The organism is Methylosinus sp. R-45379, from assembly GCF_001644125.1.
In the GTDB taxonomy this organism is placed as follows: Bacteria; Pseudomonadota; Alphaproteobacteria; order Rhizobiales; family Beijerinckiaceae; genus Methylosinus.
Genome location: NZ_LUUM01000278.1, coordinates 1 through 25,027 on the forward strand (window position 1 = coordinate 1; position 25,027 = coordinate 25,027).

Genomic DNA, 25,027 nt, shown 5'->3' on the forward strand with positions numbered 1-25,027 from the left:
AAAGCGCCGTCCCGACCGAGCGGCGGTTCCGTTCGAAGGAAAAGCGCATTAGAGTGTTTTCGAGCGAAGTGGGGACCGGTTCGCGTGAAGAAAACACGACCGAACAAGGGAATCTAGAGTCATTCCGGTTCAATCTGAACCGGAATGACTCTAGAAGGCGTTCGCGTCCCACCTTCCGCGAAACCCCACGGACGACCAAAGCATGCTCTTCCTGCGCTCGCTGCTGTTCCACATCACTTTCTTCGTCAGCCTCATGACGCTGCAGATCATCTGGCTGCCCGCGCTGCTGATGAAGCGGCACGCATCCATGACGCTCGGCCGCGTCTGGGGGCGAACGTCGCTCTTCTGGCTCGAGAAGATCGTCGGGCTGAAATTCGAGTTTCGCGGCCTCGAGAATATTCCGAAAGGCCCGGTCATCGTCGCCTGCAAGCATCAGTCGACGTGGGAGACCTTCGTCCTGCCGCTGCATTCGCCGGACTTCTCCTATATTCTCAAGCGCGAGCTGGTGTTCATCCCCTTTTTCGGCTGGTATCTGATGGGCGCGGAGCAGATCGGCATCGATCGCGCCAAGGGCGGCAAGCTGCTGCCGCAGCTGATCGAGAAGACCAAGGCGCTGTTCGCGCAAGGCCGGCAATTGTTCATCTTTCCCGAGGGGACGCGGCGGCCGGCGGGCGCGCCGCCTCTCTATAAGTTCGGCGTCGCAATGCTCTATCGCGAGACCGGCGCGGCCTGCCTGCCGGTTGCGCTGAACTCCGGCATGTTCTGGGCGCGTAAGGCCTTCATCGTGCGGCCTGGGACCGTGGTCATCGAATATCTGCCGATCATCCCGCCGGGCCTCGAGCCGCGGGAATTCTTCGAGCGCATGCAGAACACAATCGAAAGCGCCTCCGACCGCCTCATCGCGGAAGCGGTGGCGCGCGATCCCTCGCTCGCCGCCGTCGTGGAGCGCGGCCGCAAAGAGGCGCCGGCGAGCGCCTGAGCCTATCGGCTGTAGGCGGTGAGCTCGCGGGCGCCGGCGGCGAGCGCCTTGCGGTCGCGCAGCGGATATTCGGCCTCGACGAGATAGGGGCCGCCGCCGACCGAATCGCGCGAGGAGAACAGCACGAAGCGCGCCGCCTCGAAGCGCATGGGCGGAAAATAGCCGCGCGCGCCAAGATAGGACGCGACCGAGGAGCAGGACGCCCCGCGCAGGCGCGCGAGCGTCACATGCGGCACGAATTTGCGCGGCTCGGGCGGAATGCCGATGCGCCGCAGCAGGCGCTCCTGCTCGGCCTGCAGCTCGGCCAGCGCCGAATCGGCGCGCGCCTTCACCACTATGGCGCGCGGCTTGTCGCCGCCGAAGCTCGACAGCTCCTCGAGCGTGATCGAGACGGAAGGACGGCGGATGGCGGCGAGGGTCATGGCCGCGTCATGGCCGAGCGCATCGTCTACATCGCCGATGAAGCGCAGCGTGATGTGATAATTCTCCGCGTCGATCCAGCGGGCTCCCGGAACGCCTCCACGCAGAGCGGCGAGATTGCCGGCGACGAGAGGGGGGATTTCGAGGGCGGTGAACAGTCTGGGCATCGCAATTCCTCCATCCTGGCCTCGCAAGGCGTGCGGGAGCGGGTAAGGCGAAGTCGCTGTCTGCTCGCTCGGCCCCTGCCCGGCCGCGACGCGGCGGAGCGAAGGGGCCTATGTCGGCGCCTCCTCGCGGATCAGCGCGCCGCAATGGCGCGCGCTAAGGATGGTGTGGGCACTATATCGAGAATGCGACGGCTGTAACGAAATTCCGGCGTGTGAACGGATTTTTTCTCACGGCCTCGCTTGCGGCCTCGCTCAACGCTGCGCGGCGCCCTGACGCTTCGATCGCAGGGAATCGAGGCTCTTCTCCACCAGCGGCGCGACGCCGGCGACGATCCGCGCGACGCCGGCCCGGCTCGGATGCAGGCCATCGACGAGCGTCATGCCCTTCTCGCCCACGACGCCGTCGAGAAAGAAGGGATAGAGCGGCAAGCCGCGCCGCGCCGAAAGATCGGGGAAAATGGCGTCGAAGGCTTTTTTCTGCTCCTCGCCGAAATTGGCGTTGGCCAGCATTCCGGCGAGCAGCACATCGAGGCCCTTCTCCTTGGCGGCGCCGATGATTTTCTCCAGATTGTCGCGCGTCGCCGCCGGATCGAAGCCGAGCAGCATGTCATTGGCCCCGAGCTCGAGAATCATCAGATCGCCGCCGTCGTGCAGCGCGTAAGAGACGCGCGCCAGCCCACCTCTTGTGGTGTCGCCGGAGACGCTGGCGTTGATCACGCGGGCGTCATAGCCGTCATTTTTCAGCCGAGCCTCCAGCTGCGCCGGAAAGGAGGCGTCCGCCGGTAGCTGAAAGCCGGCGCTGAGACTGTCGCCGAAGGCGATGATGCGCAGCGGCTCGGCCGCGGCGGGCAGCGAGATCATGGTGAGAAGCGCCAAAATTGCGGCGGCGCAGAGCAGCGTCGCCGGGCCGAGCGGACGAAAGCGCGGCCGAGCACTGGAAACCGGCGGCGCCTTCGCATATGTCGGGGCGGGCGTCTTCGCCGGGTCGCGAGAGCGGCGGCGGGCGCAGCGGCAAACCATTTCAGGACCTCCAAAGTGCAGCGGCCGGTCATCGAGCTCGAGGACGTCGATCTCACCCTCGGAGCGGGCGCGGCGCGCGTCCATGTGCTCAAGAACATAAGCCTCGCCGTCGCGCGCGGCGAGGCTGTCGGCCTCGTCGGACCCTCCGGCTCGGGGAAATCCACATTGCTGATGACGCTCGCCGGCCTCGAGCGGCCCGACTCCGGCAAGGTGCTCGTCGACGGCAGCGACCTCGCCCGGCTCGATGAAAATGCGCTGGCGCGGTTCCGTGGAGGGAAGATAGGGGTCGTCTTCCAGTCTTTCCAGCTCATCGCCACGATGACGGCGCTGGAGAATGTCGCCATTCCGCTGGAGCTCGCCGGCCGCGCCGACGCTTTCGAGCGCGCCGCGCAGGAGCTGGAGGCCGTGGGCCTCAGCCATCGCCTCTCCCATTATCCCACGCAAATGTCCGGCGGCGAGCAGCAGCGCGTCGCCATCGCCAGAGCGCTCGCGCCCGATCCTGTCATCCTGGTCGCCGACGAGCCGACCGGCAATCTCGATTCGGAGACCGGCGCGGCCATCGTCGATCTCATCTTCGCGCAAAAGGCGCGGCGCTCGGCGACTCTGGTGCTGGTCACGCATGATCCCTCCCTCGCCGCCCGCTGCGACCGCGCCGTCCGGCTGCGCTCCGGCCGCATAGAGGACGAGGCGCCGGCGTCATGAGGGTGGCAATCGCCTCGCGCCTGCCGCTGGCGCTGCGTTTCGCCCTGCGCGATCTCTCTGGAGATCTGCGCGGCTTTTCCGTCTTCATCGCCTGCATCGTGATCGGCGTCGCCGCCATTTCCGGCGTCGGCGCGGTTTCGCGCTCGCTCGCCGACGGCCTCGCCCGCGAGGGGCGCACGATCTTGGGCGGCGACGTCTCCGTCACGACGACAATGCGGCGGCTCTCGCCGCAGGAGCGCGAGTTTTTGGAGCGCGACGGCCGCGTCTGCGAGATCGGCCTGATGCGCGCCATGGCCCGCTCGGCGAGCGGCGAGGCGGCGCTGATCGAAATAAAAGCTGTCGATTCGGCCTATCCCGGCGCCGGCGCAGTCGAGCTGACGCCGTCGCTGCCGCTCGCCGAGGCTCTGGCGCAGCGCGACGGCGGCTTCGGCCTCGTCGCCGATGCGGGCCTCATCGCCCGGCTCGGGCTCGAGATCGGCGATCGCGTGAAGATCGGCGCCGGCTCCTTCACCCTCACAGCCGAGCTTTCGAGCGAGCCCGATAAGCTCGCCGGCGCCTTCGGTTTCGGCGCGCGCGTGCTGATGAGCCAGGAGGCTCTGAAGGCGACCGGGCTGATGCAGCCGGGCGCCGTGACGCGCTGGCTGACGCGCGTTTCGCTCGGCAAGACCGAAGCCGTCGCCAGCGACGCGGAGGTCGAGCGTTTCGTCACGACGCTGACCGCGGCCTTTCCAGACGCCGGCTGGGATTTGCGCAAGCGTGACGCCGTCTCCCCGCAATTCTCGCGCAATCAGGAGCGCTTCACCCAGCTGCTGACGCTGGTTGCGCTGACCGCGCTGGTCGCGGGCGGAGCCGGCGTCGCCAACGCCGTTTCCGGCTTTGTCGCGAGAAAGCGCGACGCTTTCGCAATATTGAAGGCGCTGGGCGCGCCGGCCTCGCGCGTCTTCGCCATGGCGCTCGTCGAGGTGCTGCTCGTCGCCGGCCTCGCCGTCATCGGCGGCCTCGCGATCGGCGCGACCTTTCCTTATCTCGCCGACCTCGCCCTTTCGGCTTCCATTCCCCTGCCCTTTTCGCCGACGCTCGACGCGCGCTCGCTCGCCGTCGGCGCGGCCTATGGTCTGCTGGTGACGCTGATCTTCGCGCTGCCGCCGCTCGGCCGCGCCTATGGAACGCCGGTCGCGCGGCTCTTGCGCGACGAGGCCGAGGAAAAATCCCCTCCCCGCGTCTTTCTGCTCGCAGCGCTGCTCGCCGCAGCGGCGCTCGTGGCTCTGGTCATGCTCTCGGCCGCCGACAAGAAGCTCGCAGCGACCTATATCGCCGCCACCGCCATGGCCTTCGTCCTGCTGCGCGGAGTGGCGGCTCTCGTCATCCGCTTAGCGCAGCGCTTCGCCCATGCGCCCGGCGCGCAGCTGCGTCATGCGATCGGCAATATTCGCCGCCCCAAGAGCCTCGCCGTGACATTGATCGTCTCGATCGGCGTGACGCAGACGCTTCTCGTCGCGCTGGCGCTGATCGAGGGCTCGATCCATGCGGAATTGTTCCAGGCGCAGAAGAGCCGCACGCCGAGCTTCTATTTCGTCGATATCGCCAAGGAGCAGGCGGACGAATTCTCCGCCTTCCTCTCCTCCTTCTCCGCCGACGCGCGCATCGAGCATGTGCCGATGATGCGCGGCCGCATCGTCGCCGTGAAAGGCGTCCGCTCCGAGAATCTGAAGCCGCCGGACGATATCGCCTGGGCGCTGGAGGGCGACCGCGGCGTCACCATTGCGGCCACGCCGCCCAAGGGCTCGGAGATCGTCGCCGGACAATGGTGGGAAGAGGGACGCAACGGCCCGCCCCTCGTCTCGCTGGAGGCGCGCGTCGCCGAAGGGCTCGGCCTCACGGTCGGCGACGAGATCGTCGTCAATGTGCTCGGCCGCGACCTCACGGTTCGCATCGCCAATCTGCGCCGCGTCGATTGGCGCAGCTATGGCATTAATTTCATGATGGTGTTCTCGCCCGAGGCTTTCGCCGACGCGCCCTTCTCGGAGATTTTCACCGTCGCCTTCGCCGATCGCGACGATCCGCTCCGCGACAAAAGGCTGACGCGGGAGGCGGCGACGCGCTTTCCTCAGGTCGCCGCTCTGCGCGTGAAGGACGCGCTGGAGGCGATAGAGAAAATCGCCGATCAGCTGACCTTCGCGGCGCGGGCGGCCGCTGGCCTCGCCATCGTCACGGCGGCGCTGGCGCTGGGCAGCGCCGTGGCGGCGAGCCAGCGCGGACGCCAGCGCGACGCCATAATATTGAAGACGCTCGGCGCGACGCGCTCATGGCTGACCGGCGCCTTCGCGCTGGAATTCGCTCTGCTCGGCCTCGTGGCCGGACTCTTCTCGGCAATCGCGGGCGCAGGCGCGGCGGGCATCATATTGGAGGCGCTGATGCGGATGGATTTCGTCTTCCGTCCCTGGCCGGTCGCGCTGACGACGGTCGGCGCGCTGGTTTTCGCGGTCGGCCTCGGCCTCGCGGGCAGCTGGCGCGTGCTCGGCGAGAAGCCCGGCCCGGCCCTGCGCCGCCAGTAGAACGCAAAAAGCGCCGCTCCGGCGACGTTTTCGGCTATCGGAAGCGGGTTTTTTCGCGCTCTGACCCTTGCCCGGAGAGATCGCTCGCCTTAAAAGGCGGGCTTCGCCGGCGTTCAGGGGGCTGGACGCGAGATGATCGCGCTCGCCCTCGAACAAGCGTTGAGACCATGCCCCAGCTTCTACCCGAACGCAAGAAACTGCCCGTTCCCGACAACGGCGACTTTACGTTCTCGCAGATCTTCGCCTCCATCGGCGGCGGTCTCGCGGGCGCGGCCGTGTTCGCCGTCCTCACCAAGGGCACTTCGGCGTCGGTTCTGTTCGCCTTTCTCGCGCCGCTGCCGATCTCCATCGTCGCGCTCGGCTTCGGTCTGCGCCATGGCGCGACCGCGGGCCTCATCGCGACCGGTCTGCTGTCGATCTGGCCCAATCCCATTTTCGGCCTCGTCTACGCTTTTCTCGTCGCGCTGCCGGCGCTCGCCGCCGCCTATGTCGTCTCCGGAGCCAATTGGCGCGGCCGCGAGCTGGTGACGTCCCATGCGCCGGCCTGGGCGGTGCTCGCCGCCGGCGGCGCAGTCGCGGCCGCAGTCTCGGCGGCGGTGGCCATAGCGGCGATTCGCTTCGGCAGCCTCGACGAGGCGCTGAACCCGCTGCGGGCGCGCGCCTTCATGGCGATCGAGGATCTCATCCGCACGCAGGAGCTCGGCGACAAGCTCGACGCCAGCCAGCTCTCGGCGCTCGTCGTCTTCGCTTTTCCGGCGACGCTGGCGGCGCTCACCTTGTTCAGCCATGCGCTCAATCTGTGGGGCGCCGGCCTGCTCGCCCGCGCCTCCGAGGCGCTGCCGCGGCCCTGGCCGGACATTGCGCAGGAATTCGTGCTGCCGCGCGCGGTCGCCGGAGGCTTTCTCGCCGCCTGCGCCCTCGCCTATCTCGGCGACCTCCCCGGCGAGATCGGGCTGGTGATCGCCGAGACGCTCGGCCTCGCTCTGGCGATGCAGGGCCTCGCCGTCGTTCACTTTCTGCTGCGCGGGACGCGCATCGGCGGCGTGACGCTCACCGTCATCTATATCGTCATCGGCCTGTTCGCCTGGCCGATCGTCCTATTCACCGTCGTCGGCGTCGCCGATGCGGCGTTTTCGTTCCGAAGCCGCAAGCAGGCGGCGCAGGCGCGGCGCGGCTGAGAATCGCCGCGGCGCAATTCGAGAGACACTGAGGAGAGAGAACCCATGGTCGATGTCATTCTGCTGGAGCGCGTGGCCAAGCTCGGCCAGATGGGCGACACCGTTCGCGTGCGCGACGGCTATGCGCGCAACTTCCTGCTGGCGCGCGGCAAGGCGCTGCGCGCCACGGAAAACAACAAGAAGCATTTCGAGACGCAGCGCGCTCAGATCGAGGCGCGCAACCTCACCGCCCGCAAGGAGGCCGAGGCCGTCGCCGAGAAGCTCGAGGGTCAGACCTTCGTCATCATCCGCCAGGCCGGCGAGAGCGGCCATCTCTATGGCTCGGTGGCTCCGCGCGACATTTCCGACGCGGCGACCGCGGGCGGCTTCTCGCTCAACCGCAATCAGATCGATCTGCAGCATCCGATCAAGGCGCTCGGCCTGCATAATGTGCCGGTGAATCTGCATCCCGAGATCGAGGTGAAGATCATCGTCAACGTCGCTCGCTCCGCCGAAGAGGCCGAGCGTCAGGCGCGCGGCGAGGCCGCCGCCACTCGCGAGGAGACGACGCTGGACGATCTCGGACTCGAGGTCGGCGCCGCTCTGGCCGAGGCCGGCGACGTCGAGCTCTGATCGCTCGCAACCGATTCGCTCTATCGAAAAAGGCCGGAGACGCCCGCGTCTCCGGCCTTTTTCATGCCCGAGCGATTCGGCGTGACGAAATTGTCACAAGCAAAGGAATTCACGCAGATAGACCGAAAGCTGCGCTGTCGCATGTGGAAATGACTCACAAGATGGCCGCGCTCGCATTCGCCGAGCTTTGCGGCCATCTTTGTCATTGGCGCCGCTCTCTCCTTCGGGCAAATTCGCCGCCGTTCTCGAGTGCTTGTCGCTACGCGTTCACGAGCATCGAAGACATCCCGCCATGAGAGAGAAATGCCAGCAATCGAACCGTTGCCGGGTCCGCGGCCTTTTTCGGTCGCGCCGCTCGACGCGCCCGCCTATCGCACGCCGCCGCATAATATCGAGGCCGAGCAGGCGCTGCTCGGCGCCATACTCATCAACAATGACGCCTTCGATCGCGTCTCCGATTTTCTACGCTCCGAACATTTCTCCGAGGATTTGCACCGACGCATCTTCGAGGTTTTGGCGCAGATCATTCGCGCCGGACGCATCGCCACGGTCGTGACTCTGAAGACGCATTTGGGCGACATAGAGCTTCCGGGCGGCGTGCCGATGCAGACCTATCTCGCCGGCCTCGCCCGCGAGGCGACGACGATCATCAACGCCGAGGATTATGGCCGCACGATCCATGATCTCGCCGTGCGGCGCGAGCTGATCGTCATCGGCGAGGATATCGTCAATTCCGCCTATGACGCGGCCGTCGATCAAGCCCCACGCCAGCAGATAGAGGAAGCCGAACGCAAGCTCTATGCGGTGGCCGAGACCGGCCGTTATGACGGCGGCTTTCAGCGTTTCGCCGACGCGCTCTCCACCGCCATGGATATGGCGAGCAGCGCCTATCAGCGAGATGGACATCTCTCCGGCGTCGCCACTGGTCTCGTCGATCTCGACGAGAAGATGGGCGGGCTGCAGAAGTCCGATCTCATCATCGTCGCCGGCCGTCCCGGCATGGGCAAGACGGCGCTCGCCACCAATATCGCCTTCAACATCGCCAAGGCCTATGTGCCGGAGCAATTGCCGGACGGCTCGATCAAGGCGGCGAATGGCGGCATCGTCGGCTTCTTCTCGCTGGAAATGTCGGCCGAGCAATTGGCGACGCGCGTCATCGCCGAGCAATCCGGCGTGCCCTCCTACAAGATTCGCCGCGGCGACATCAACGAAGACGACTTCCGCCGCATAGCGGAAGCCGCGCGCGAGATGCAGAGCGTGCCCTTCTTCATCGATCAAAGCGGCGGCATCTCCATCGCCCAGCTCACCGCGCGGGCGCGACGTCTGAAGCGCCAGCGCGGGCTCGATCTGCTCGTCGTGGACTATCTTCAGCTGCTCTCCGGCTCCAAATCGCGCGGCGACAATCGCGTGCAGGAGCTGACCGAGATCACCACGGGCCTGAAGGCGCTGGCCAAGGAGCTGGCGGTGCCGATCATCGCGCTCTCGCAGCTGTCGCGTCAGGTCGAGAGCCGCGACGACAAGCGCCCGCAGCTCTCCGACCTCCGCGAATCCGGCTCGATCGAGCAGGACGCCGACGTGGTGATGTTCGTCTATCGCGAGGAATATTATCTGCGCAATCGCGAGCCGCGCGAGGGCACGGAAGAGCATATCGCCTGGCAGAACGAGATGGAGCGCGTGCATGGGCGCGCCGAGGCGATCCTCGGCAAGCAACGTCACGGCCCCACGGGAACGGTGACGCTCTCCTTCGAGGCGGAAGTGACGCGCTTCTCCAATCTCGCCGAGGAGGACAAGCTGCCGGCGCGCATATGAGGCGCCGGCGGCCTCAGGCGACGCGCGTCGCCTCGAAGGCCGGAACCTCGCGCGAAAAAGCGTCGAGCCAGGCGAGGAGCGCGGGATATTTCGCGCGCCATGCGCCTTCGAAGCGCAGATCGAGATAGCCGAGCGCGGCGGCGACGGCCACATGGCCGATCGTCACCGGGCCGGCCGGCGGCGCGGCGTCGAGCGCCGCGAGCGCGCGGTCGAGCTTGCCGGTCTGCAAGGCGATCCAATCGGCGGAGCGCAGAGCCTGCGGCCGCGTCGCCTCATAGCGAATGAGCAGCGCGGCGTCGTTCATGCCGTCGCCGAGCGATTGCAGCGTCAGCGCCGCGATCCGCTCGGCGGGATCATGCGGAATGAGCTTGCCGCCGGCGAGAAGATCGAAATATTCGCAGATCACGCGGCTGTCATAGATCGTCTCGCCGCTGTCGAGGATGAGCGTCGGCACCTTGCCGAGCGGATTTTGCGCGCGCAACGAATCGTCGGGATTTGTCGTGTCGGCGCCGACGAGCTCGACGCTCGCGCCGAGGCCGAGCAGCTCGGCGACGATGCGGCACTTGCGGGCGTAGGGCGAAGCCGCGGAATAGCGTAGAATGGGCATTGGCTCCCTCACGTCGAAAAAGGCGTCGTCGAGCAATAGGACGTAACGAAGATGACCGCCAGTCCCGAAGAGATCGCCGCCGGCCAAGCCGTCTACACGCCCGCGGTTCTGCGGCTCTACGATCTGCTGGTGCTCGGCCTCTCCAACCGCTTCATCTGGAAATGTCCGACGCCGCGCCTACGCGCGCTCTATGACGCGCATGTGTCGGGCAATCATCTCGATGTCGGCGTCGGCACGGGATATTACCTCGACCATTGCCGCTTGCCCGCCGCTGCGCCGCGCGTCGCGCTGATGGATTTGAACGCGGATGCGCTGCGCTTCGCGGCGGCCCGCATCGCGCGCTATTCGCCGGAGAGCTATCGCCGCAATGTGCTGGAGCCGATCACTTTCGACGCGCCGAAATTCGACTCGGTCGGCGTCAATTATCTGCTGCATTGCCTGCCGAGCGCGATAGCGGAAAAGGCGGTCGTTTTCGACCATCTGAAGCCGCTGACGAATGACGGCGCCGTCTTTTTTGGCTCGACCTTGCTGCAAGGCGGCGTCGAGCGCTCCGGCGCGGCGCGGCGGCTGATGGAATTCTACAATCGCAAGGGCGTGTTCTCGAATAGGAGCGATGATCTCGACGAATTGCGCAATGCGCTCGAGCGACGCTTCCGCAATGTCGCGATCGACATTGTCGGCTGCGCCGCCGTGTTCATCGCTCGCGATTGACGGATCGCGCGAGCCTTTCGGCTCGCGCCTCCGATGCGATCACTCGTAGATCGCGCTCAGCACCACATGGAATTTCGCGACCGAATTGCCGATATTCTTGACCTCGTAATGAATCTCGGTCTCGTTCTTGGTCTCGACCGTCTGCGACTGCGGGAACGGCTTGATCTCCGTCACCGTGAAGTGACGCCAAACGCGCGTCACCTCGAGCGAGGTGTCCTGCGTGAAGCCGCTCGTCGTGCTGCCGGTGGCGAAGGGAATGGCCTGCGCGTCCCACACCGCGTTGAAGGGCGAGGCGTTGTTCCACCAGCCATGAACGGTCGCGCCCGGCGCGAGGGTGAGCTCGGTCTTGGTGTCGACGAAAAGCACTTTGGACATTTTCAATCTCCTATCTGAAACCGTCGCCTGAAATCATTGCGATCGGATGCAGAGGAGATTAGGCGCGGCGCGCCTTCGTCGCCGTGCGCGCGAGCACAGAGCACGCTCTAACGCGCTTCGCCATAGAGCGCGGAGAGCGGAAAGACGAGGCCGGGCGGATCGAGCGTGATGTCGCCGTCATGAATGACGCGCGTCAGAATATCGCTCCCCTCCCCGCGACGATGATGAATCACCAGCGGCGAATCGGGATCGACGATGAGATAATGCGCGACGCTCGCGATACGAAAATATCCGACGAGCTTGCCGAGAGCGTCATTGCGTCCCGTGGAGGGTGACAGCACCTCGACGACGATGAGAGGCGCTTCGACGAAAAGCGTGTCCGGCGGAAGCTCGGGTCCGCAATAGAGCTGCGCATCGGGCTCGAAGACGGTCGTCGCATCGACACGCACGGCCATTCCGTCCGGCAGCACATGGCACGGCGCGCCGGCGCGGCGCACAGCGTCCTGCAGAGCGCGAGCGGCCGCGAGCTTCGCCTTCGCATGGGCCATTCGCTCCGCGGCCTGAGCGAAAACCTCGCCGTCGACGAGCTCGTGACGGCCGGGCTGTCCTTCGGCCCAGACCACGAACTCTTCGGCGGTCATTTTCATCTTCGGCAGAGCGCTCATGGGAGCATACTAGCGGAATAGCGCGTCTAGCGCCATTCGGGGCGTCACCCCTTCAGATCGTCGAAGGGCACCATCACATGCTGGCGATAGGCCGGCCGCTCGCAGAGCCGCGCATACCAAGTCTCGACATTGGGGAGCGACGGCCGCTCTATGTCGAGCGAGAAATAGCGATAGAGCGTCGTCCCGGCGGGAATGTCGGCGAGTGTCGGCTCGTCGCCGGCGAGGAAAGGACGATCCGCCAGCCAGCTGTCGAGGAAGCGATAATGCTGCGCGCAGCGCGCGACGGCGGCGTTGATCGCCGGCCAGTCGCGCTTTTCCTCCGGCGTGCGGTAATAGCCCATGAACACGCCGTCGACGAAGGCCGGCTGCAGCGTCGTCTGCGCCCAATCCATCCAGCGATCGGGATAGGAACGGGTCGCCGCGTCCGCCGGCCAAAAAGCCTCGCCGCCATGGCGCGCGGCGAGATAGCGCAAAATGGCGTGAGATTCCCACACCACCACGCCCTCGTCGTCGATGACCGGAATGCGGCCATGCGGATTTTTCGCTCGAAACTGCGGATCATCGAGTCCGCCGAAAGCGCCGCCGAGCGGCACATGGGCGTGATCGAGCGCGAGCTCGCCGACGAGCCACATGACTTTCTGCACATTGAAGGAGTTGCGCCGTCCCCAGATCGTGAGCATGCGTTGGTCTCCTTCTTCGGCAATCTCGGCGTTGCGACAATCTAGCCCGAGGCGCAGGCGCGCGCCATTGACGTGGGGTTGCGTTTATCGAAGCGGCGTAGTTGCGCGCGACGAGAGCAATTCATGAAAACAAATTGCGTTTCGCCGAAAATCCCCCGGCGAAACGCGCTTTTCGGCCGCGACGAAGGCTCAGGCGGTCTCGCCGCCTGCGTCGCCGGACGCCGCGTCGCCGGCCGCCTCGTCCTCGCCGGCGTCGGCCAAATGCTCGACCGAGACGACGCGCTCGCCCTCCGCCGTGTCGAAGACGATGACGCCCTGCGTGCCGCGACCCGCTATGCGTATGCCTTCCACCGGGCAGCGGATGAGCTGGCCGCCATCCGTCACCAGCATGATCTCGTCGCCGCGCCCCACGGGGAAGGAGGCGACGAGCTTGCCATTGCGGGCGTTCACCGCCATTGCGACAATGCCTTTGCCGCCGCGTCCGGTGATGCGATATTCGAAGGACGAAGAGCGCTTGCCATAGCCGTTCTCGGAGACGGTCAGGATGATCTGCTCGGCCTGCTCCATCTCGCGATAGCGCGCCTCGGTCAGCTCGATCGCGGTCGAGGCCTCCTCGGTCTCCGCCGCGCCCTCCTCCACGCCTTCCGCTCCCGCATTGCGGCGCTGCGCCGCGGCGCGCTTGAGATAGGCCGCGCGCTCGTCGCCGACGGCCTCGAAATGGCGCAGGATCGACATTGAGATCACGCGATCGTCGCCAGCGAGCGCTATGCCGCGCACGCCCATGGAGGTGCGGCCCTGAAACACGCGCACGTCGCTGACCGGGAAGCGAATGCACTGCCCCTCGCGCGTCGTGAGCAGAATATCCTCCTGCTCCGCTGCAGTGGCGACATCGACGATAGCCTCGCCTTCATCGAGCTTCATGGCGATGATGCCGGAGCGCCGCACATCGGAGAAGTCCGAAAGCTTGTTGCGGCGCACCGTGCCGCCCGTCGTCGCGAAAATGGCGTCCAGCGTCGCCCAGCTCGACACATCCTCCGGCAGCGGCATGATGGTGGTGATGCGCTCGCCCTGCTCGAGCGGCAGAAGATTGACCAGCGCCTTGCCGCGCGCCTGCGGCGCCGCCAGCGGCAGACGCCACACCTTCTCCTTATAGGCGCGGCCGAGCGAGGAGAAGAACAGCACCGGCGTATGAGTCGAAGCGACGAAGAGGCGCTGGACGAAATCCTCCTCCTTCGTCTGCATGCCAGAGCGGCCCTTGCCGCCGCGCCGCTGCGCGCGATAGGTCGAGAGCGGCACGCGCTTGATGTAGCCGGCATGCGAGACGGTGACGACCATATCCTCTCTGGCGATGAGGTCCTCGTCCTCGACGTCACCGTCGCCATCGACGATCTGCGTGCGGCGAGGCGTCGCATAGGCCTCCTTGACCGCGATCATCTCGTCCTTGACGATCCCGAACAGCCTTTCGCGCGAGCGCAAAATCTCGAGATATTCGGCGATCTCGGCGGCGAGCTTGTTCAGCGCCTCGGCGATCTCGTCGCGGCCGAGCGCGGTGAGGCGCTGCAGGCGCAATTCCAGAATGGCGCGCGCCTGCGCCTCGGAAAGGCGGATCGCGCCATCCTCGGTGAGCACATGGCGCGGATCGGCGATCAGCGCGACCAGCGGCGCCATGTCCTTGGCGGGCCACTCGCGCTCCATCAGCGCTTCGCGCGCGGCGGCGGCGTCGGCCGAGGTGCGGATGAGGCGGATCACCTCGTCGATATTGGCGACGGCGATGGCGAGGCCGACCTGCAAATGCGCCGCGTCGCGCGCCTTGGCGAGGCGGAATTTGGTGCGCCTGGTGACGACGCTCTCGCGGAAGTCGACGAAGGCGAGCAGCACGTCCTTCAGCGTCAGCAGCTCGGGCCGGCCGCCGTTCAGCGCGATCATATTGACGGGGAAGCTCGACTGTAGCGCGGTATGGCGCCAGAGCTGGTTGAGCACCACATCCGCCACCGCGTCGCGCTTCAGCTCGATGACGATGCGCATGCCGTCGCGGTCGGATTCGTCGCGCAGATCGGAGATGCCTTCGAGCTTCTTCTCGCGGACGAGGTCGGCGATGCGCTCGATCAGCGCCGCCTTGTTCACCTGATAGGGGATCTCGGTGAAGATGAGCGCCTCGCGCTCCTTGCGCAAAGTCTCGACCTCGGCCTTGGCGCGCATGATGATCGAGCCGCGCCCGGTCGTATAGGCGTTGCGTATTCCGCCCCGCCCTAGAATCGTCGCCGCCGTCGGGAAGTCCGGGCCGGGCACGATCTCCATCAGCTCGGCGACGGACATATCCGGCCGGTCGATCAGCGCTATGGCGGCGTCGATCACCTCGCCGAGATTATGCGGCGGAATATTCGTCGCCATGCCGACGGCGATGCCGCCAGCGCCATTGACGAGGAGATTAGGGAAGCGCGCCGGAAGGACGGTCGGCTCCATCTCCTTGTCGTCATAGTTCGGCTTGAAGTCGACTGTGCCTTCGTCGATATCCTCGAGCAGCGCCAGCGCCGGCTTGGCGAGCCGCGACTCGGTGTAACGCATGGCCGCCGGCGGATCATTGTCGACGGAGCCGAAATTGCCCTGCCCGTCGATGAGCGGCAGCCGCATGGAAAAGGGCTGCGCCATGCGCACCAGCGCGTCATAGATCGCGGCGTCGCCATGCGGGTGATATTTACCCATGACGTCGCCGACGATGCGCGCCGATTTCACGTACGACTTATCGGGCGTATGGCCGTTCTCGTGCATGGAGAACATGATGCGCCGATGCACGGGCTTCAGACCGTCGCGAACATCCGGCAGCGCGCGGCTCACGATCACGCTCATCGCGTAATCGAGATAGCTGCGCTTCATCTCGTCGGCGATCGAAACCGGGCGAATGTCTGAGCCGGGCGTCGGAGGCTTTGTGTCGTCTGTGTCGTTCTCGGCCAATGGCTCGCCAATCCGCTTCGATCGTCCCGCGCTCCGCGGCGAAATCCTGCCGCGGCAATGTCGCGCCGGCTCTGGGAAAGAGCGCTTCTCGTCATCGTCCCGTCTCGCCGACGAAGGCGAGGCGGCTGCAGAGTCCGCTGCTCGGGAGAGCGGCGGGACGTGGAGATCGCGCTCGCAGGACGTTTCGAGCGAAGCGCGCCGAGGCGAGCCTAGCGGCAGCCGTCGGCGACGCTCGAAACCGCCGTTTTTCTATAGGCGATTCTCGGCGGCGACGCCAGTTCGCCCTGGCGCGCCGCGCCGCAGTTCTGCTCGAAGAAACACGGGTTTAGAAAAGCTCTTCAAATCTCTTTCGATTCATTTTCGGATTCTGGCGTCAGCTCTGCGCCGAGCGCAGCCTGCGTCGCGCGTTCATGACGATCGTCCGCGCGCTGGCGTCGCCCGGCTCCAGCAGTTCCAGCCCATCATCCTCGTTCGAGTCCCAGGAATCGGACGCCCGCCCCCGGCCCTCCGAATCGACCAGGGCGATCACGCGATTGGACTGCGCCGCAGTCGGCCCTCCTGCAGTCTTGCCGCCTCCGGCGAAACGAGCGCGCAGAGCGGCCGCGACCTCGGTCCAATCCATCGTCTTCGGCTTTTTGGGCGCTTCCTTCTTGGGTGCTTCCTGCGGCGCAGCTTCGGCCTGGGGCGCGGTTTCCGCAGCCTTCTTGCCGCGCAGCGCGGCGAATTTGGCGAGGATCGGCTCGAATTTCGCGCGCGCGGCTGCGAGCGCAATGGCCAAACGGCCCGCCGGCGCCGCTTCGCCCTCCTGCGGGGCGACGGCTTTCGACGCGCCCGGCTCGGCCGCCTTGGCGACGGGGGGACCGCGCCGCAGATATTTCATCACGAGCAGGCCGGCGAGCGCGGCAGCGGCGACCAGCGCCTGCCAGAGAGCCATCGGCGATTCGTTTTCCTCCTGGGCCGGCGGCATAGCCTCGGCGCTCGGAGCCGGAGCGGCTTCCGCCGCCGGCGCCTCGCCCTTCGGCGCGTCGGCTTCGGCCTCGGGCGTCGCGGTTCGCTCGACCGGGGCCTCCGCCTTCGCCTCGACAGCGGCGGCCTCTGGCGCGGCAGGCGACGCGATTTGGGCAGTCGGCGCGGCCGCCTGCGGAGCGCTCTCAGCCTGGGGCGGCGCGATCGGGGCCGGCTCGGCCGACGTTGCGACGACAGCCTGCTCCGGCGCCTTGGCGAGATCGGCGACTGGCGCATTCTCGAAGGCCGGAAGCGGCTCGCGCAGGAAGACCGGCAGTGCAGGCGTCGGCTTCACCGATTCGGCCGGGGGCGGAGCCGCGACGGCGACCTTGGGGGCCTCGGCGGCGAGCGCGGGAGCGGGAGGACGCTCGGCCGGACGCGCCTCCTTCTCCGGCTTCGCCGCGACGAGCGGCGCGAGCTTCACGATAATATCGTCATAGCCTTTGCCATTGGGAGAGCCGAGCTCCTCGATTCGCATGGCTCCGGCCACATGAAGCGCATGCGAGCGGCGCGGCTCGGCGGCGGCGCATCCGATATCGGCGGCTGCGGCCGCCAGCATCAGGCCGCCGGCCGAAAGGCGCGTGAACGGCGTGAAATTCGACCTCATCTGCGAGCTCCGCTGGAATGACGAGGCTCCAGCTTGCCTCGCGGAGTTGAACAAAGCCTTAGCATCGCGATGAACGAAGCGTTAATGCGCTCATTCTGTGATTCGTTCACGACTGGTTCACTGGCTTTAGCCAATGCTCGTGTCCCCGCTTCGCATTCCAATAGGAGGAAACAAATGAAGCTGAAGCTCGCTTTCGTCGCCATTCTGGCGTTCGCCGGCCTCACCGCGCCGGCCGCCATGGCCATGCCGCTCGCGCCGCTGCAGGAGGGCGCCGTCGCCCCGCTGACGCATGAAATCGGCGGCCGCTGCGGCCCCGGCTGGCACATAGATCCTTGGGGCCGTTGCGTGCCGCATCGTCGTCCGCCGCCGCCCGTCTATGGCCCGCGTCCCGGATACTATCCGCCAGCCTATGGTCCGCGTCCCGGATACCATCCCCCGGCCTATGGGCCGCGTCCGGGATTCCGATGCGGCCCCGGCGCGCATCCCAATCAATGGGGCCGCTGCGTTCCGAACCGCTGGTGATCCGCCGCGGCGCGCGGAGCTGAGGATAAATTCACCGAGCTCTTGCCGCGCGCCGCGCGAAGTCTTCCCGTCTCTCGCGCAAAGTCTTGCCGTCCGCCGGCAAGTCCTGTATGAGCGGCCTTCTCACGTCGACGTCGAGCTTTCGGCGCCGACGTTCGGGGCCTCGTGGCGGAGTGGCTACGCAGAGGACTGCAAATCCTTGTACGGGGGTTCGATTCCCTCCGAGGCCTCCAGCCCCCTTCCCCTCGCTCTTTTCGGCCGCTAGAGCATTTTCCGATCGAACGGTATCGATCGATCGGAATCGCTCCGACGTTAGAATGCCGTTGGATCGGATAGGCCCTAGAGACGCTCGACCATCAGCGATTTCTCGAGAGCGCCGAGCTTCTCCGGCAGATCGGCGACCGTGTCGGCGAGAGCGGCGGCCAGCAGGCTCTCCGCCACCTCATGCTTATATTCGTCGAACACCAATTCCAGCGCGTCATAGGAATCGTCCTGAATCGGCCGCACCAGCGCGATGCTGGCGTGATCGTCGACCGATTGCGCGAGGCGATCGAAACGCGCGCGCGTCGTCTCCGGCAGCATGGATAAGACGGCCCGCTCATAAGCGCCGTCGAACATATCGCGCAACGCGAGCAGCTCGCGCATCAGTCGATAGAGCTCGATGACCTCGGGGCTGTTGGATGTTCGGAAAAGTTGATCCATAGGAAATCCTACTCTCTCGAATTCAATAATTTCGAGTTCAACCCGGTTCGGAACGCTTGTCAAGGTTGCGTTTGGGCCGGCGCACGCGCATCACGGCGCCGTTACCGTCCGATGATGCCGACGCTTGATCGCATCGATCTCCTTCAGCATCGCCTTCAGCGCGTCGATCGCCTCGCGCTCCTGCGCGGTGAGCTCGCATTGCGGATGAAAATGCGCGAGCAGAACGGCCATTGCGTCGCCGATGCGGCCGAGCTGCTTGCCATAGCTGCCGACATCGGCGAGCACGTCCTCTTCCACCTGCGGCGCGCTCGAGCGCCCGAGATTTATGTTGATGAGGCCGAATTGCCCGCCATAGGGGCTGAAAACGGCGGTCCAGGGGTTGATGGTCTGGGCGACATCGCCCGAAAGCGGAAGCTTGAAATTGGCCATGAGAACGGCGCCTCGTGAAAAGGAAACGAAGGCCGAGCTTAACCCTTTTTCACGAATCGGCCAGCGGATGCGCGAGCTTTTCGACGCGCCGACGCGACGCGATCCACAGAACCAGCGAGCCCAGTAGAATTGAGGCGGCCGAGCCCGCCAACACGCCGATCTTGGTGGCGCGCATCGCCGCCTCATCCGCCTCGAAGGCGATCTGGCCGATGAAGAGGCTCATGGTGAAGCCGACCCCGCAGAGCACGGACACGCCATAGAGCTGGACCCAGCCGGTCTTGGGCGGCCGCGAGGCGATTCGCGTCGCCAGCGCCAGGGCGACGGCCACGAAGACTCCGAGCTGCTTGCCGAGAAAAAGGCCGAGCGCGACGCCCAGAAGAATGGGCGCGCCGGCCGCCCCGAGATCGCCGCCGCCGAGCGCCACCCCCGCATTGGCGAAGCCGAACAGCGGCAGCACGATAAAGGCGACGAACGGCCCGAGCGCATTCTCGAGCCGGTGCAGCGGCGTATGCTCCTCCGGGTCCGGCCCGGAGAGGCGCAGCGGAATCATGGCCGCCAGCAGCACGCCGGCGAGCGTCGCATGGACGCCGCTGAGCTGCACGAAATGCCAGAGCGCCACGCCGAGCAGGAGATAAGGCGCGAGAATCGTGACCTCGAAGAGATTGAGGCCGAGCAGCAGGAACAAGGTCACGCCGGCGCCCAGCATGGCAGGAGCCGACGGATCGCCGGCGTAGAACACCGCTATGATGACGATGGCGCCGAGATCGTCGAGAATGGCGAGCGCGGTGAGAAACACCTTTAACGCGCCGGGCACGCGGTCCCCCAGCAGCGCTAGCACGCCGAGCGCGAAGGCGATGTCGGTCGCCGAAGGAATCGCCCAGCCGCGCGCCGCCGGGGAGTCGGCGTTGAAATAGGCGTAGATCAGCGCCGGCGCGGCCATGCCTCCGAGCGCCCCCACGCCGGGCAGCACGCGGGCGGACCAATGGCGCAAATGGCCGTCGAGCAGCTCGCGCTTGATCTCGAGGCCGACCAGCAGGAAAAACACCGCCATCAGCCCGTCATTGATCCAATGCAGCAGCGAATGGCCGGAGATCGGAGTCTCCAGCAGGCTGTGATAGGATTCGGCAAAAGGCGAGTTGGCGAGCGCGAGCGCCACTGCAGCGCTCGCCATCAGCACGACGCCGCCCGCCGCCTCGCTCGCAAGGAAGCGACGGAGAGTCGACGGCGCGGCGTGATGCAGGCGTTGTTTCATGGCGGGCGCCGCCCAAGGTGAGAAAGACGCGCCACACTTGAGCGATTTGCATCGCTCTGGCAAGAAAATCCGGCTCGGCGCACGAGTCGCCCGAATATGCGCAGGCAGGAGACGCAACATGACCCTCTTTCGCGCCATCGGCCTCATGTCCGGCACCTCCATGGACGGCGTGGACGTCGCGCTGCTGGACACGGATGGCGAAAATCGGCTCGCCTTCGGCCCGACCGGCTTCTTCCCTTATTCGGATGCCGATCGCGAGCTGCTTCGCGCCGCGCTCGCCGACGCGACGCGCCTCACGGACCGCGCCGCCCGGCCCGGCGCGGTCGGGGCGGCGGAGCGCCTCATCACCGAACGCCACGTTCAGGCGGTCGAAGCCTTTTTGCGCGCCGAGCGGCTCGATCCGGCCAGCGTCGACATTTTGGGGTTTCACGGGCAGACCGTGCTGCATCGGCCACAGAGCCGGCTCACCGTCCAGATCGGCGACGCATTGTCGCTGGCCGAGCGGCTCGGCGTCGATGTCGCCTATGATTTTCGCGGCGCCGATGTCGCCGCCGGCGGCGAGGGCGCGCCGCTCGTGCCGGCCTATCATCGCGCTCTGGTTGCATCGAGCGGGCTCGAGGGACCGGTCGCCGTCATCAATATCGGCGGGGTCGCCAATGTCACTTTCGTCGATGGCGACGCCGAACCCATCGCCTTCGACACCGGCCCCGGCAATGCGCTGATCGACGATCTGATGCTCGCCCGCACCGGCTCGCCGGTCGACCGCGACGGCGCGACCGCCGCCGAGGGCCGCGTCGACGAGGCGATTCTGCAATCCATGCTGAGTCATCCATATTTTCAGAAACTGCCGCCGAAGTCTTTAGACCGAAATGATTTTTCATTTCGTGCGACAGATGAGCTTTCGCTGGAGGACGCGGCCGCGACGCTCACCGCCTTCACCGCGGCCTCCCTCGCCCTCGCCTTTTCGCAGACGCCCTCGGCGCCGCGCCGCGCGATCGTCTGCGGCGGCGGCGCGCATAATCCGACGCTGATGCGCGCGCTCGCCGACCGCCTCCCCTGCCCGGTCGCCACGGCGGCGGAGGTCGGCTGGATGGGCGACGCCATAGAGGCGCAGGCTTTCGCTTTTCTCGCGGTGCGTGTGCTGAAAGGCCTGCCGCTGACATTCCCCGGAACCACCGGGGTGAGCGCGCCGACCAAGGGCGGCGAGATCGCCGCCGCGCAGCGCGGCCGCCGCGCCATCGGCTGAGGGACGCGATCACTCTAGCTTTCGCCACCTCTTTCATTCCGCATTGAGGGTTTCGTCTTCAAATGCGCGACGCGAGAAGGAGGAAGCATGACCGAGACGATTCAGCGTGACGAGGACGCCCCCGCCTGGCCGAGCCGGCGCAATCTTCTGCTCGGCGCGCTCGGGGCGGTCTCGGCCGGCGTCGGAGCGGCGGTCGTCGAGCAGGTCTGGAAGCGCAAGGACCTCTCCGCCCGCTTCTTCAACACAATGTCGATCGAGGCCTTCGATCTGCCGCCGGCGCCGGGGCTGACCTTCGCGGACGGACGTCCCATGCCGGGCTTCGGCGCCGGCGATCTCGCAGGCAAGCGCTCGCTCCTCTATCTCTGGGCCTCCTATTGCCCCAACTGCCGCGCCGAGCATCACCTCTTGATGGCGCTGGCGCAAAAGGGCGTCGCCATCTACGGCGCCGATGTGAAGGACGATCCGGCCCATGCCCGCAGCTTTCTGGCCGAGCATGGCAATCCTTTCGTCGCCGTCGGGCAGGACCAGCGCGCCTTTCTGCAGCGGGCGCTGGGCGCGCACGGGGTTCCGGCGAGCTTCGTCGTCGCGCCCGGCCCCACGATCGATGTCGCGATCCTCGGCCCCATAGACGAGACCGCGATCGCGACTCGAATTTTGCCGGCGCTGGCGAAAAGCGCCTGACTCGGAACCGGGCCTGCGCGAGTCGAGCGAAGGCTCTGAGCACATTACCAAAAATTTGTAATATTAAATTTTGTTAACAAGTAGATTCCCGCCTCGCCCCAAATATTGCGAAAAATTAACTTGAGATCGGACCGCATAGAGCAGAGCCTCAGCTCGCTCCCGCCGGTTTGCGGCTCGCGTTTTCGAGACCGCCCCCGCCATCCGGCCCGCCCCGGCCCCGTCTCAGCGGATCGTGGGGACGGCGGGAGCGCTATCGAAACCGAGGTCCTGTCCCCATGACGAAATCCATCGTCGTGGCGAGCGCGCTCGCGCTCGCCTGCACTCTTGGTCCGGCGCTGGCCGCCGACCTTCCCTCCACCAAATCCGCGCCCGCCTTCATCCCGCCGGTCGCGCCGCCACCGATCTGGACCGGCCTCTACGCCGGTCTCAACACCGGCTATACATGGTCCAATAGCGACACTGTCGCCCAAACCTATTGGGATACAGACGCCGCCGGCCTCGGCGCCAGCGCGCTCATCGGCAATTTTCCCGCCTCGATCAACGCCAATGTCTCCGGCTTCATCGGCGGCGGCCAGATCGGCTATAATTCCCAGGTCTCGGACAAATTCCTCTGGGGCGTGGAGGCCGATATTCAGGGCCTCGCCTCGAGTGGCTCCGCCGCCACGCTCACCGGCGCCTCCGCCTACACCACGCTCTCGCGCGGGATCGATTATATCGGCACGGCGCGCGGGCGGCTCGGCTATCTCATCACGCCGACACTTCTCGCCTATGCGACGGGCGGTCTCGCCTATGGCCAGACCAATCTCTCCGCGAGCTATCTCGGCGCGCCGACGATCGTCGCATCCGACTCCTATTCCGATCTTCGAATCGGCTATGCGGTCGGCGGCGGCCTCGAATGGCTGTTCGCGCCGCGATGGAGCGCCAAGGTCGAATATCTCTATTACGACCTCGGAACCGCCTCGACGCCCGGCGCCGTCTACGCCTACACATCGGCGCTCGGCTCGCAAATCTCGGGCGCACAATCCTCGACGCGCTTCGACGGCCATATCGCCCGCGCCGGGCTGAACTATCATTTCGACTGGTTCAAACCGGCGCCGATCGCCGCCAAATTCTGAGCATAAAAAAAGCGCGGCGCCCGGCGCCGCGCTCCCCGCGCCTGAATTCTGCTCGAGCTCAATCGCCCCGCGCAGGAATGGCGATGCGCGGCGGATTGCCGAGACGCTTGTCGAGATAGGCGTCGACATGAGCGATCAGCGGCTCGATGCGGTTCTCGAAGAAGTGGTTGGCGCCCTGCACAACCGCATGCTCGATGACGATGCCCTTCTGCGTCTTCAGCTTCTCGATGAGGCCGGTCACTTCCTTCAGCGGCGCGACGCGATCGATGTCGCCATGAATGAAGAGGCCCGAGGACGGGCACGGCGCCAGAAACGAGAAATCGAAGCGATTGGCCGGCGGCGCGACCGAGACGAAGCCCTCGATCTCCGGCCGGCGCATCAGCAATTGCATGCCGATCCAGGAGCCGAATGAGACGCCGGCGATCCAGCAGGCGCGCGCCTCGGGATTGACGGCCTGCGCCCAATCGAGCGCCGCGGCCGCGTCGGAGAGCTCGCCCGCGCCATGATCGAAAGAGCCCTGGCTGCGGCCGACGCCGCGAAAATTGAAGCGCAGGACGGAAAAGCCGCGCTCGGCGAAAGCATAATAGAGGTTGTAGACGATCTGATTGTTCATCGTGCCGCCGAACTGCGGATGCGGATGCAGCACGATGGCGATCGGCGCGCCGCGCTGCGCCGATTGATGAAAGCGGCCTTCGAGCCGGCCGGCGGGGCCGGTGAAAATGACCTCGGGCATGAAGTTCCTCGTCTCCCCCGCGCGAAAAACGCGCTTTTTTCGGCGGGCGGTTTTCGCCAGCGCCGAAAATGCGTTATGCTCCAGCCGGAGCGCCCTTTGCCGGGCGTCCGCGCATCCGGCGCGCACCGAACCCGCGGCTCGTTTTCGGCCGAGCGGGCCTTCTAGCATGTGTGACGGCGCTAGATGCAAGAGTTTTGAAGGGTCGTGGCGCATTCTCGGCCGCCGATCTTCAGCTCGGCGGCGGCAGACGTTTCGCGAAGGGACGAGATTTCTTGGTCGATATCGTCCAGCGTCCTGCTCCGCTCGAGGCAACGGCTCCGCTGGAGACATCGCAGGCGGCGACCAAAGGCGGCCGCGATCTCGGTCTCGACTTCATCAAGGGAGTTTTGATCCTCCTCGTCGTTTTCGGCCATTCGATCCAATGGATCGTCCATGCGGGAACGGAAGACTATTGGGCGGATGGGCTGTTCAAGGCCATCTATCTCTTTCATATGCCGGCCTTCATCGCTGTCTCCGGCTATCTCGCAGCGAGCAGGATCGACGCCGCGACGAGCCTGCGCCAATTCCTCTTCCGCCGCACGCTGCCTATGCTCCTCGCAATGGCGGTCTGGGCGGGAATTTTGGCCTGGCCGAACCTCGCGCGCGCCTACGTCGGTCTCGAGACTCATGTCCGTTCGGACGTGTGGAGGGACTTTCTCGGTTCCTTTTGGTTCTTATGGGCTGTCGTCGTCGGCTCCGCCGGAGCCTTCGCCGCGACGCGCTTCGGCGCCTATGAGCGAGCGGCGCTGCTGCTGATCGCGGCCGCGCTGCTGCTGGCGCCGCTGCCCGATTTTCCACGCTCGGTCATTCGCTACACGGCCGCCTTCTATCTCGTCGCCTTTCTCGCCGGGCGCGCCGGCGTGACGATCCGCTCCATCCCGCCCCGCATCGCCGTCGCCGCCGGGGCGGCGGCCGCGGTCGGATGGCTATTCTGGACGCAGGACACTTATATCTACAACAATGGCTTCGCCTATTGGCGTCCGGGCGTCGCCAGCCATCTGGCGGTGATGCTGCCGGTCTCCATCGCGGCGACGCTGGCCTTTCTGCGTGCGGCCGTCGCTCTGCACGACAGGATCGCCCATTCGGCGGCGGCGCGGACAATGGTCGCCGTCGGCGGAATGACGCTGGAAATCTATCTGATGCAGACGGTGGCGTTTCGCGCGACCTCGCTGCTGCCGGAATTCGCCGCCGGCTATCTCGACGCGGCGGCGGCGACGGCGGTCATTGTCGCGGGAACGGCGGCGCTCGTCGCCCTCTCCCGCCG

24 protein-coding genes and 1 tRNA gene are annotated in these 25,027 nt (G+C 66.2%); 13 read left to right on the top strand and 12 right to left on the bottom strand.

Going from position 1 to position 25,027, the window contains the following annotated elements; genetic code table 11:
• Nucleotides 1-202: 202 nt before the first annotated feature.
• On the top strand, nucleotides 203-979 hold the full coding sequence (locus A1351_RS18755; protein ID WP_064033673.1) for a 1-acyl-sn-glycerol-3-phosphate acyltransferase: 777 nt from the start codon (nucleotides 203-205) through the stop codon (nucleotides 977-979).
• Nucleotides 980-981: 2 nt separating this feature from the next.
• Here the strand turns inward: A1351_RS18755 and thpR are convergent, their stop codons facing one another.
• Nucleotides 982-1,566, bottom strand: a complete 585-nt coding sequence (gene thpR, locus A1351_RS18760; RefSeq protein ID WP_064033674.1) for an RNA 2',3'-cyclic phosphodiesterase — start codon at nucleotides 1,564-1,566, stop codon at nucleotides 982-984.
• Between the two features lie 252 nt (nucleotides 1,567-1,818).
• On the bottom strand, nucleotides 1,819-2,586 hold the full coding sequence (locus A1351_RS18765; RefSeq protein WP_083967414.1) for an arylesterase: 768 nt from the start codon (nucleotides 2,584-2,586) through the stop codon (nucleotides 1,819-1,821).
• Between the two features lie 15 nt (nucleotides 2,587-2,601).
• Here A1351_RS18765 and A1351_RS18770 point away from each other — a divergent pair, with 15 nt between their 5' ends.
• From A1351_RS18770 to A1351_RS18795, 5 genes are all read left to right on the top strand, one after another.
• The gene (locus A1351_RS18770; RefSeq protein ID WP_064033675.1) at nucleotides 2,602-3,288 is read left to right on the top strand and encodes an ABC transporter ATP-binding protein; all 687 of its coding nucleotides are present in this window, start codon (nucleotides 2,602-2,604) and stop codon (nucleotides 3,286-3,288) included.
• A complete protein-coding gene (locus tag A1351_RS18775) occupies nucleotides 3,285-5,843 on the top strand; it encodes an ABC transporter permease (RefSeq protein WP_064033676.1) in 2,559 nt (852 codons plus the stop codon). The genes A1351_RS18770 and A1351_RS18775 overlap by 4 nt, the downstream gene beginning before the upstream one ends.
• Before the next feature lie 167 nt (nucleotides 5,844-6,010).
• Complete coding sequence (locus A1351_RS18780) at nucleotides 6,011-7,021, top strand: DUF2232 domain-containing protein (protein ID WP_064033677.1); 1,011 nt, start codon at nucleotides 6,011-6,013, stop codon at nucleotides 7,019-7,021.
• A 45-nt stretch (nucleotides 7,022-7,066) separates the two neighbouring features.
• Nucleotides 7,067-7,633 carry a 50S ribosomal protein L9 gene (rplI, locus tag A1351_RS18785; protein ID WP_024880036.1) on the top strand — a complete coding sequence of 189 codons (567 nt, stop codon included), beginning with the start codon at nucleotides 7,067-7,069 and terminating at the stop codon, nucleotides 7,631-7,633.
• Between the two features lie 303 nt (nucleotides 7,634-7,936).
• Entirely contained in the window at nucleotides 7,937-9,442 is a 1,506-nt protein-coding gene (locus tag A1351_RS18795; protein ID WP_024880038.1) for a replicative DNA helicase, read from the top strand.
• Between the two features lie 13 nt (nucleotides 9,443-9,455).
• On the opposite strand, the gene A1351_RS18800 is transcribed toward A1351_RS18795, so the two are convergent.
• Nucleotides 9,456-10,049 carry a glutathione S-transferase gene (locus A1351_RS18800; protein ID WP_064033687.1) on the bottom strand — a complete coding sequence of 198 codons (594 nt, stop codon included), beginning with the start codon at nucleotides 10,047-10,049 and terminating at the stop codon, nucleotides 9,456-9,458.
• Between the two features lie 51 nt (nucleotides 10,050-10,100).
• On the opposite strand from A1351_RS18800, the gene A1351_RS18805 reads away from it, so the two are divergent.
• Nucleotides 10,101-10,760 carry a class I SAM-dependent methyltransferase gene (locus A1351_RS18805; RefSeq protein WP_026598702.1) on the top strand — a complete coding sequence of 220 codons (660 nt, stop codon included), beginning with the start codon at nucleotides 10,101-10,103 and terminating at the stop codon, nucleotides 10,758-10,760.
• A 39-nt stretch (nucleotides 10,761-10,799) separates the two neighbouring features.
• Here A1351_RS18805 and A1351_RS18810 read toward each other — a convergent pair whose 3' ends face one another.
• The 5 genes from A1351_RS18810 to A1351_RS18835 all read right to left on the bottom strand — a co-directional run bounded on the left by A1351_RS18810 (nucleotide 10,800) and on the right by A1351_RS18835 (nucleotide 17,044).
• A complete protein-coding gene (locus tag A1351_RS18810) occupies nucleotides 10,800-11,135 on the bottom strand; it encodes a hypothetical protein (RefSeq protein WP_134188112.1) in 336 nt (111 codons plus the stop codon).
• Between the two features lie 107 nt (nucleotides 11,136-11,242).
• Nucleotides 11,243-11,776, bottom strand: a complete 534-nt coding sequence (locus A1351_RS18815) for a Uma2 family endonuclease (RefSeq protein ID WP_371441508.1) — start codon at nucleotides 11,774-11,776, stop codon at nucleotides 11,243-11,245.
• A gap of 68 nt (nucleotides 11,777-11,844) precedes the next feature.
• Nucleotides 11,845-12,480, bottom strand: coding sequence for a glutathione S-transferase family protein (locus A1351_RS18820; protein ID WP_024880043.1), 636 nt, complete (start codon nucleotides 12,478-12,480; stop codon nucleotides 11,845-11,847).
• A gap of 189 nt (nucleotides 12,481-12,669) precedes the next feature.
• On the bottom strand, nucleotides 12,670-15,432 hold the full coding sequence (gene gyrA, locus A1351_RS18825; RefSeq protein WP_064033678.1) for a DNA gyrase subunit A: 2,763 nt from the start codon (nucleotides 15,430-15,432) through the stop codon (nucleotides 12,670-12,672).
• Nucleotides 15,433-15,805: 373 nt separating this feature from the next.
• On the bottom strand, nucleotides 15,806-17,044 hold the full coding sequence (locus tag A1351_RS18835) for a hypothetical protein (RefSeq protein WP_064033680.1): 1,239 nt from the start codon (nucleotides 17,042-17,044) through the stop codon (nucleotides 15,806-15,808).
• A gap of 174 nt (nucleotides 17,045-17,218) precedes the next feature.
• Here A1351_RS18835 and A1351_RS18840 point away from each other — a divergent pair, with 174 nt between their 5' ends.
• Both A1351_RS18840 and A1351_RS18845 read left to right on the top strand, forming a co-directional pair.
• Nucleotides 17,219-17,566, top strand: coding sequence for a GCG_CRPN prefix-to-repeats domain-containing protein (locus A1351_RS18840; RefSeq protein ID WP_024880046.1), 348 nt, complete (start codon nucleotides 17,219-17,221; stop codon nucleotides 17,564-17,566).
• Nucleotides 17,567-17,725: 159 nt separating this feature from the next.
• Nucleotides 17,726-17,799: transfer RNA gene (locus A1351_RS18845), tRNA-Cys, on the top strand.
• Between the two features lie 106 nt (nucleotides 17,800-17,905).
• Here A1351_RS18845 and A1351_RS18850 read toward each other — a convergent pair.
• From A1351_RS18850 to nhaA, 3 genes are all read right to left on the bottom strand, one after another.
• Nucleotides 17,906-18,268 (bottom strand): hypothetical protein, encoded by a 363-nt coding sequence (locus A1351_RS18850; protein WP_024880047.1) that lies wholly within the window; start codon nucleotides 18,266-18,268, stop codon nucleotides 17,906-17,908.
• A 90-nt stretch (nucleotides 18,269-18,358) separates the two neighbouring features.
• A complete protein-coding gene (locus A1351_RS18855; protein ID WP_064033681.1) occupies nucleotides 18,359-18,697 on the bottom strand; it encodes a hypothetical protein in 339 nt (112 codons plus the stop codon).
• 49 nt (nucleotides 18,698-18,746) lie between these two features.
• The gene (gene nhaA / locus A1351_RS18860) at nucleotides 18,747-19,949 is read right to left on the bottom strand and encodes a Na+/H+ antiporter NhaA (RefSeq protein ID WP_064033682.1); all 1,203 of its coding nucleotides are present in this window, start codon (nucleotides 19,947-19,949) and stop codon (nucleotides 18,747-18,749) included.
• A gap of 118 nt (nucleotides 19,950-20,067) precedes the next feature.
• Here nhaA and A1351_RS18865 point away from each other — a divergent pair, with 118 nt between their 5' ends.
• From A1351_RS18865 to A1351_RS18875, 3 genes are all read left to right on the top strand, one after another.
• Nucleotides 20,068-21,195 carry an anhydro-N-acetylmuramic acid kinase gene (locus A1351_RS18865; protein ID WP_064033683.1) on the top strand — a complete coding sequence of 376 codons (1,128 nt, stop codon included), beginning with the start codon at nucleotides 20,068-20,070 and terminating at the stop codon, nucleotides 21,193-21,195.
• Nucleotides 21,196-21,282: 87 nt separating this feature from the next.
• Nucleotides 21,283-21,876, top strand: a complete 594-nt coding sequence (locus A1351_RS18870) for a redoxin family protein (protein WP_064033684.1) — start codon at nucleotides 21,283-21,285, stop codon at nucleotides 21,874-21,876.
• A 275-nt stretch (nucleotides 21,877-22,151) separates the two neighbouring features.
• Nucleotides 22,152-22,991 carry an outer membrane protein gene (locus A1351_RS18875; protein ID WP_064033685.1) on the top strand — a complete coding sequence of 280 codons (840 nt, stop codon included), beginning with the start codon at nucleotides 22,152-22,154 and terminating at the stop codon, nucleotides 22,989-22,991.
• 58 nt (nucleotides 22,992-23,049) lie between these two features.
• Here A1351_RS18875 and A1351_RS18880 read toward each other — a convergent pair whose 3' ends face one another.
• On the bottom strand, nucleotides 23,050-23,724 hold the full coding sequence (locus tag A1351_RS18880) for an alpha/beta hydrolase (RefSeq protein WP_024880053.1): 675 nt from the start codon (nucleotides 23,722-23,724) through the stop codon (nucleotides 23,050-23,052).
• Nucleotides 23,725-23,996: 272 nt separating this feature from the next.
• On the opposite strand from A1351_RS18880, the gene A1351_RS18885 reads away from it, so the two are divergent.
• Nucleotides 23,997-25,027, top strand: a 1,031-nt coding sequence (locus A1351_RS18885) for an acyltransferase family protein (protein ID WP_198162452.1), incomplete at its 3' end; no start/stop codon positions are given.

What these genes read in the sequence shown, in the direction of transcription:
- A1351_RS18755 (WP_064033673.1), top strand. Translation starts at nt 203, where the DNA reads ATGCTCTTCCTGCGCTCGCTGCTGTTCCACATCACTTTCTTCGTCAGC.
- thpR (WP_064033674.1), bottom strand. Translation starts at nt 1,566, where the DNA reads ATGCCCAGACTGTTCACCGCCCTCGAAATCCCCCCTCTCGTCGCCGGC.
- A1351_RS18765 (WP_083967414.1), bottom strand. Translation starts at nt 2,586, where the DNA reads ATGGTTTGCCGCTGCGCCCGCCGCCGCTCTCGCGACCCGGCGAAGACG.
- A1351_RS18775 (WP_064033676.1), top strand. Translation starts at nt 3,285, where the DNA reads ATGAGGGTGGCAATCGCCTCGCGCCTGCCGCTGGCGCTGCGTTTCGCC.
- A1351_RS18780 (WP_064033677.1), top strand. Translation starts at nt 6,011, where the DNA reads ATGCCCCAGCTTCTACCCGAACGCAAGAAACTGCCCGTTCCCGACAAC.
- rplI (WP_024880036.1), top strand. Translation starts at nt 7,067, where the DNA reads ATGGTCGATGTCATTCTGCTGGAGCGCGTGGCCAAGCTCGGCCAGATG.
- A1351_RS18795 (WP_024880038.1), top strand. Translation starts at nt 7,937, where the DNA reads ATGCCAGCAATCGAACCGTTGCCGGGTCCGCGGCCTTTTTCGGTCGCG.
- A1351_RS18800 (WP_064033687.1), bottom strand. Translation starts at nt 10,049, where the DNA reads ATGCCCATTCTACGCTATTCCGCGGCTTCGCCCTACGCCCGCAAGTGC.
- A1351_RS18805 (WP_026598702.1), top strand. Translation starts at nt 10,101, where the DNA reads ATGACCGCCAGTCCCGAAGAGATCGCCGCCGGCCAAGCCGTCTACACG.
- A1351_RS18810 (WP_134188112.1), bottom strand. Translation starts at nt 11,135, where the DNA reads ATGTCCAAAGTGCTTTTCGTCGACACCAAGACCGAGCTCACCCTCGCG.
- A1351_RS18815 (WP_371441508.1), bottom strand. Translation starts at nt 11,776, where the DNA reads ATGACCGCCGAAGAGTTCGTGGTCTGGGCCGAAGGACAGCCCGGCCGT.
- A1351_RS18820 (WP_024880043.1), bottom strand. Translation starts at nt 12,480, where the DNA reads ATGCTCACGATCTGGGGACGGCGCAACTCCTTCAATGTGCAGAAAGTC.
- A1351_RS18835 (WP_064033680.1), bottom strand. Translation starts at nt 17,044, where the DNA reads ATGAGGTCGAATTTCACGCCGTTCACGCGCCTTTCGGCCGGCGGCCTG.
- A1351_RS18840 (WP_024880046.1), top strand. Translation starts at nt 17,219, where the DNA reads ATGAAGCTGAAGCTCGCTTTCGTCGCCATTCTGGCGTTCGCCGGCCTC.
- A1351_RS18850 (WP_024880047.1), bottom strand. Translation starts at nt 18,268, where the DNA reads ATGGATCAACTTTTCCGAACATCCAACAGCCCCGAGGTCATCGAGCTC.
- A1351_RS18855 (WP_064033681.1), bottom strand. Translation starts at nt 18,697, where the DNA reads ATGGCCAATTTCAAGCTTCCGCTTTCGGGCGATGTCGCCCAGACCATC.
- nhaA (WP_064033682.1), bottom strand. Translation starts at nt 19,949, where the DNA reads ATGAAACAACGCCTGCATCACGCCGCGCCGTCGACTCTCCGTCGCTTC.
- A1351_RS18865 (WP_064033683.1), top strand. Translation starts at nt 20,068, where the DNA reads ATGACCCTCTTTCGCGCCATCGGCCTCATGTCCGGCACCTCCATGGAC.
- A1351_RS18870 (WP_064033684.1), top strand. Translation starts at nt 21,283, where the DNA reads ATGACCGAGACGATTCAGCGTGACGAGGACGCCCCCGCCTGGCCGAGC.
- A1351_RS18875 (WP_064033685.1), top strand. Translation starts at nt 22,152, where the DNA reads ATGACGAAATCCATCGTCGTGGCGAGCGCGCTCGCGCTCGCCTGCACT.
- A1351_RS18880 (WP_024880053.1), bottom strand. Translation starts at nt 23,724, where the DNA reads ATGCCCGAGGTCATTTTCACCGGCCCCGCCGGCCGGCTCGAAGGCCGC.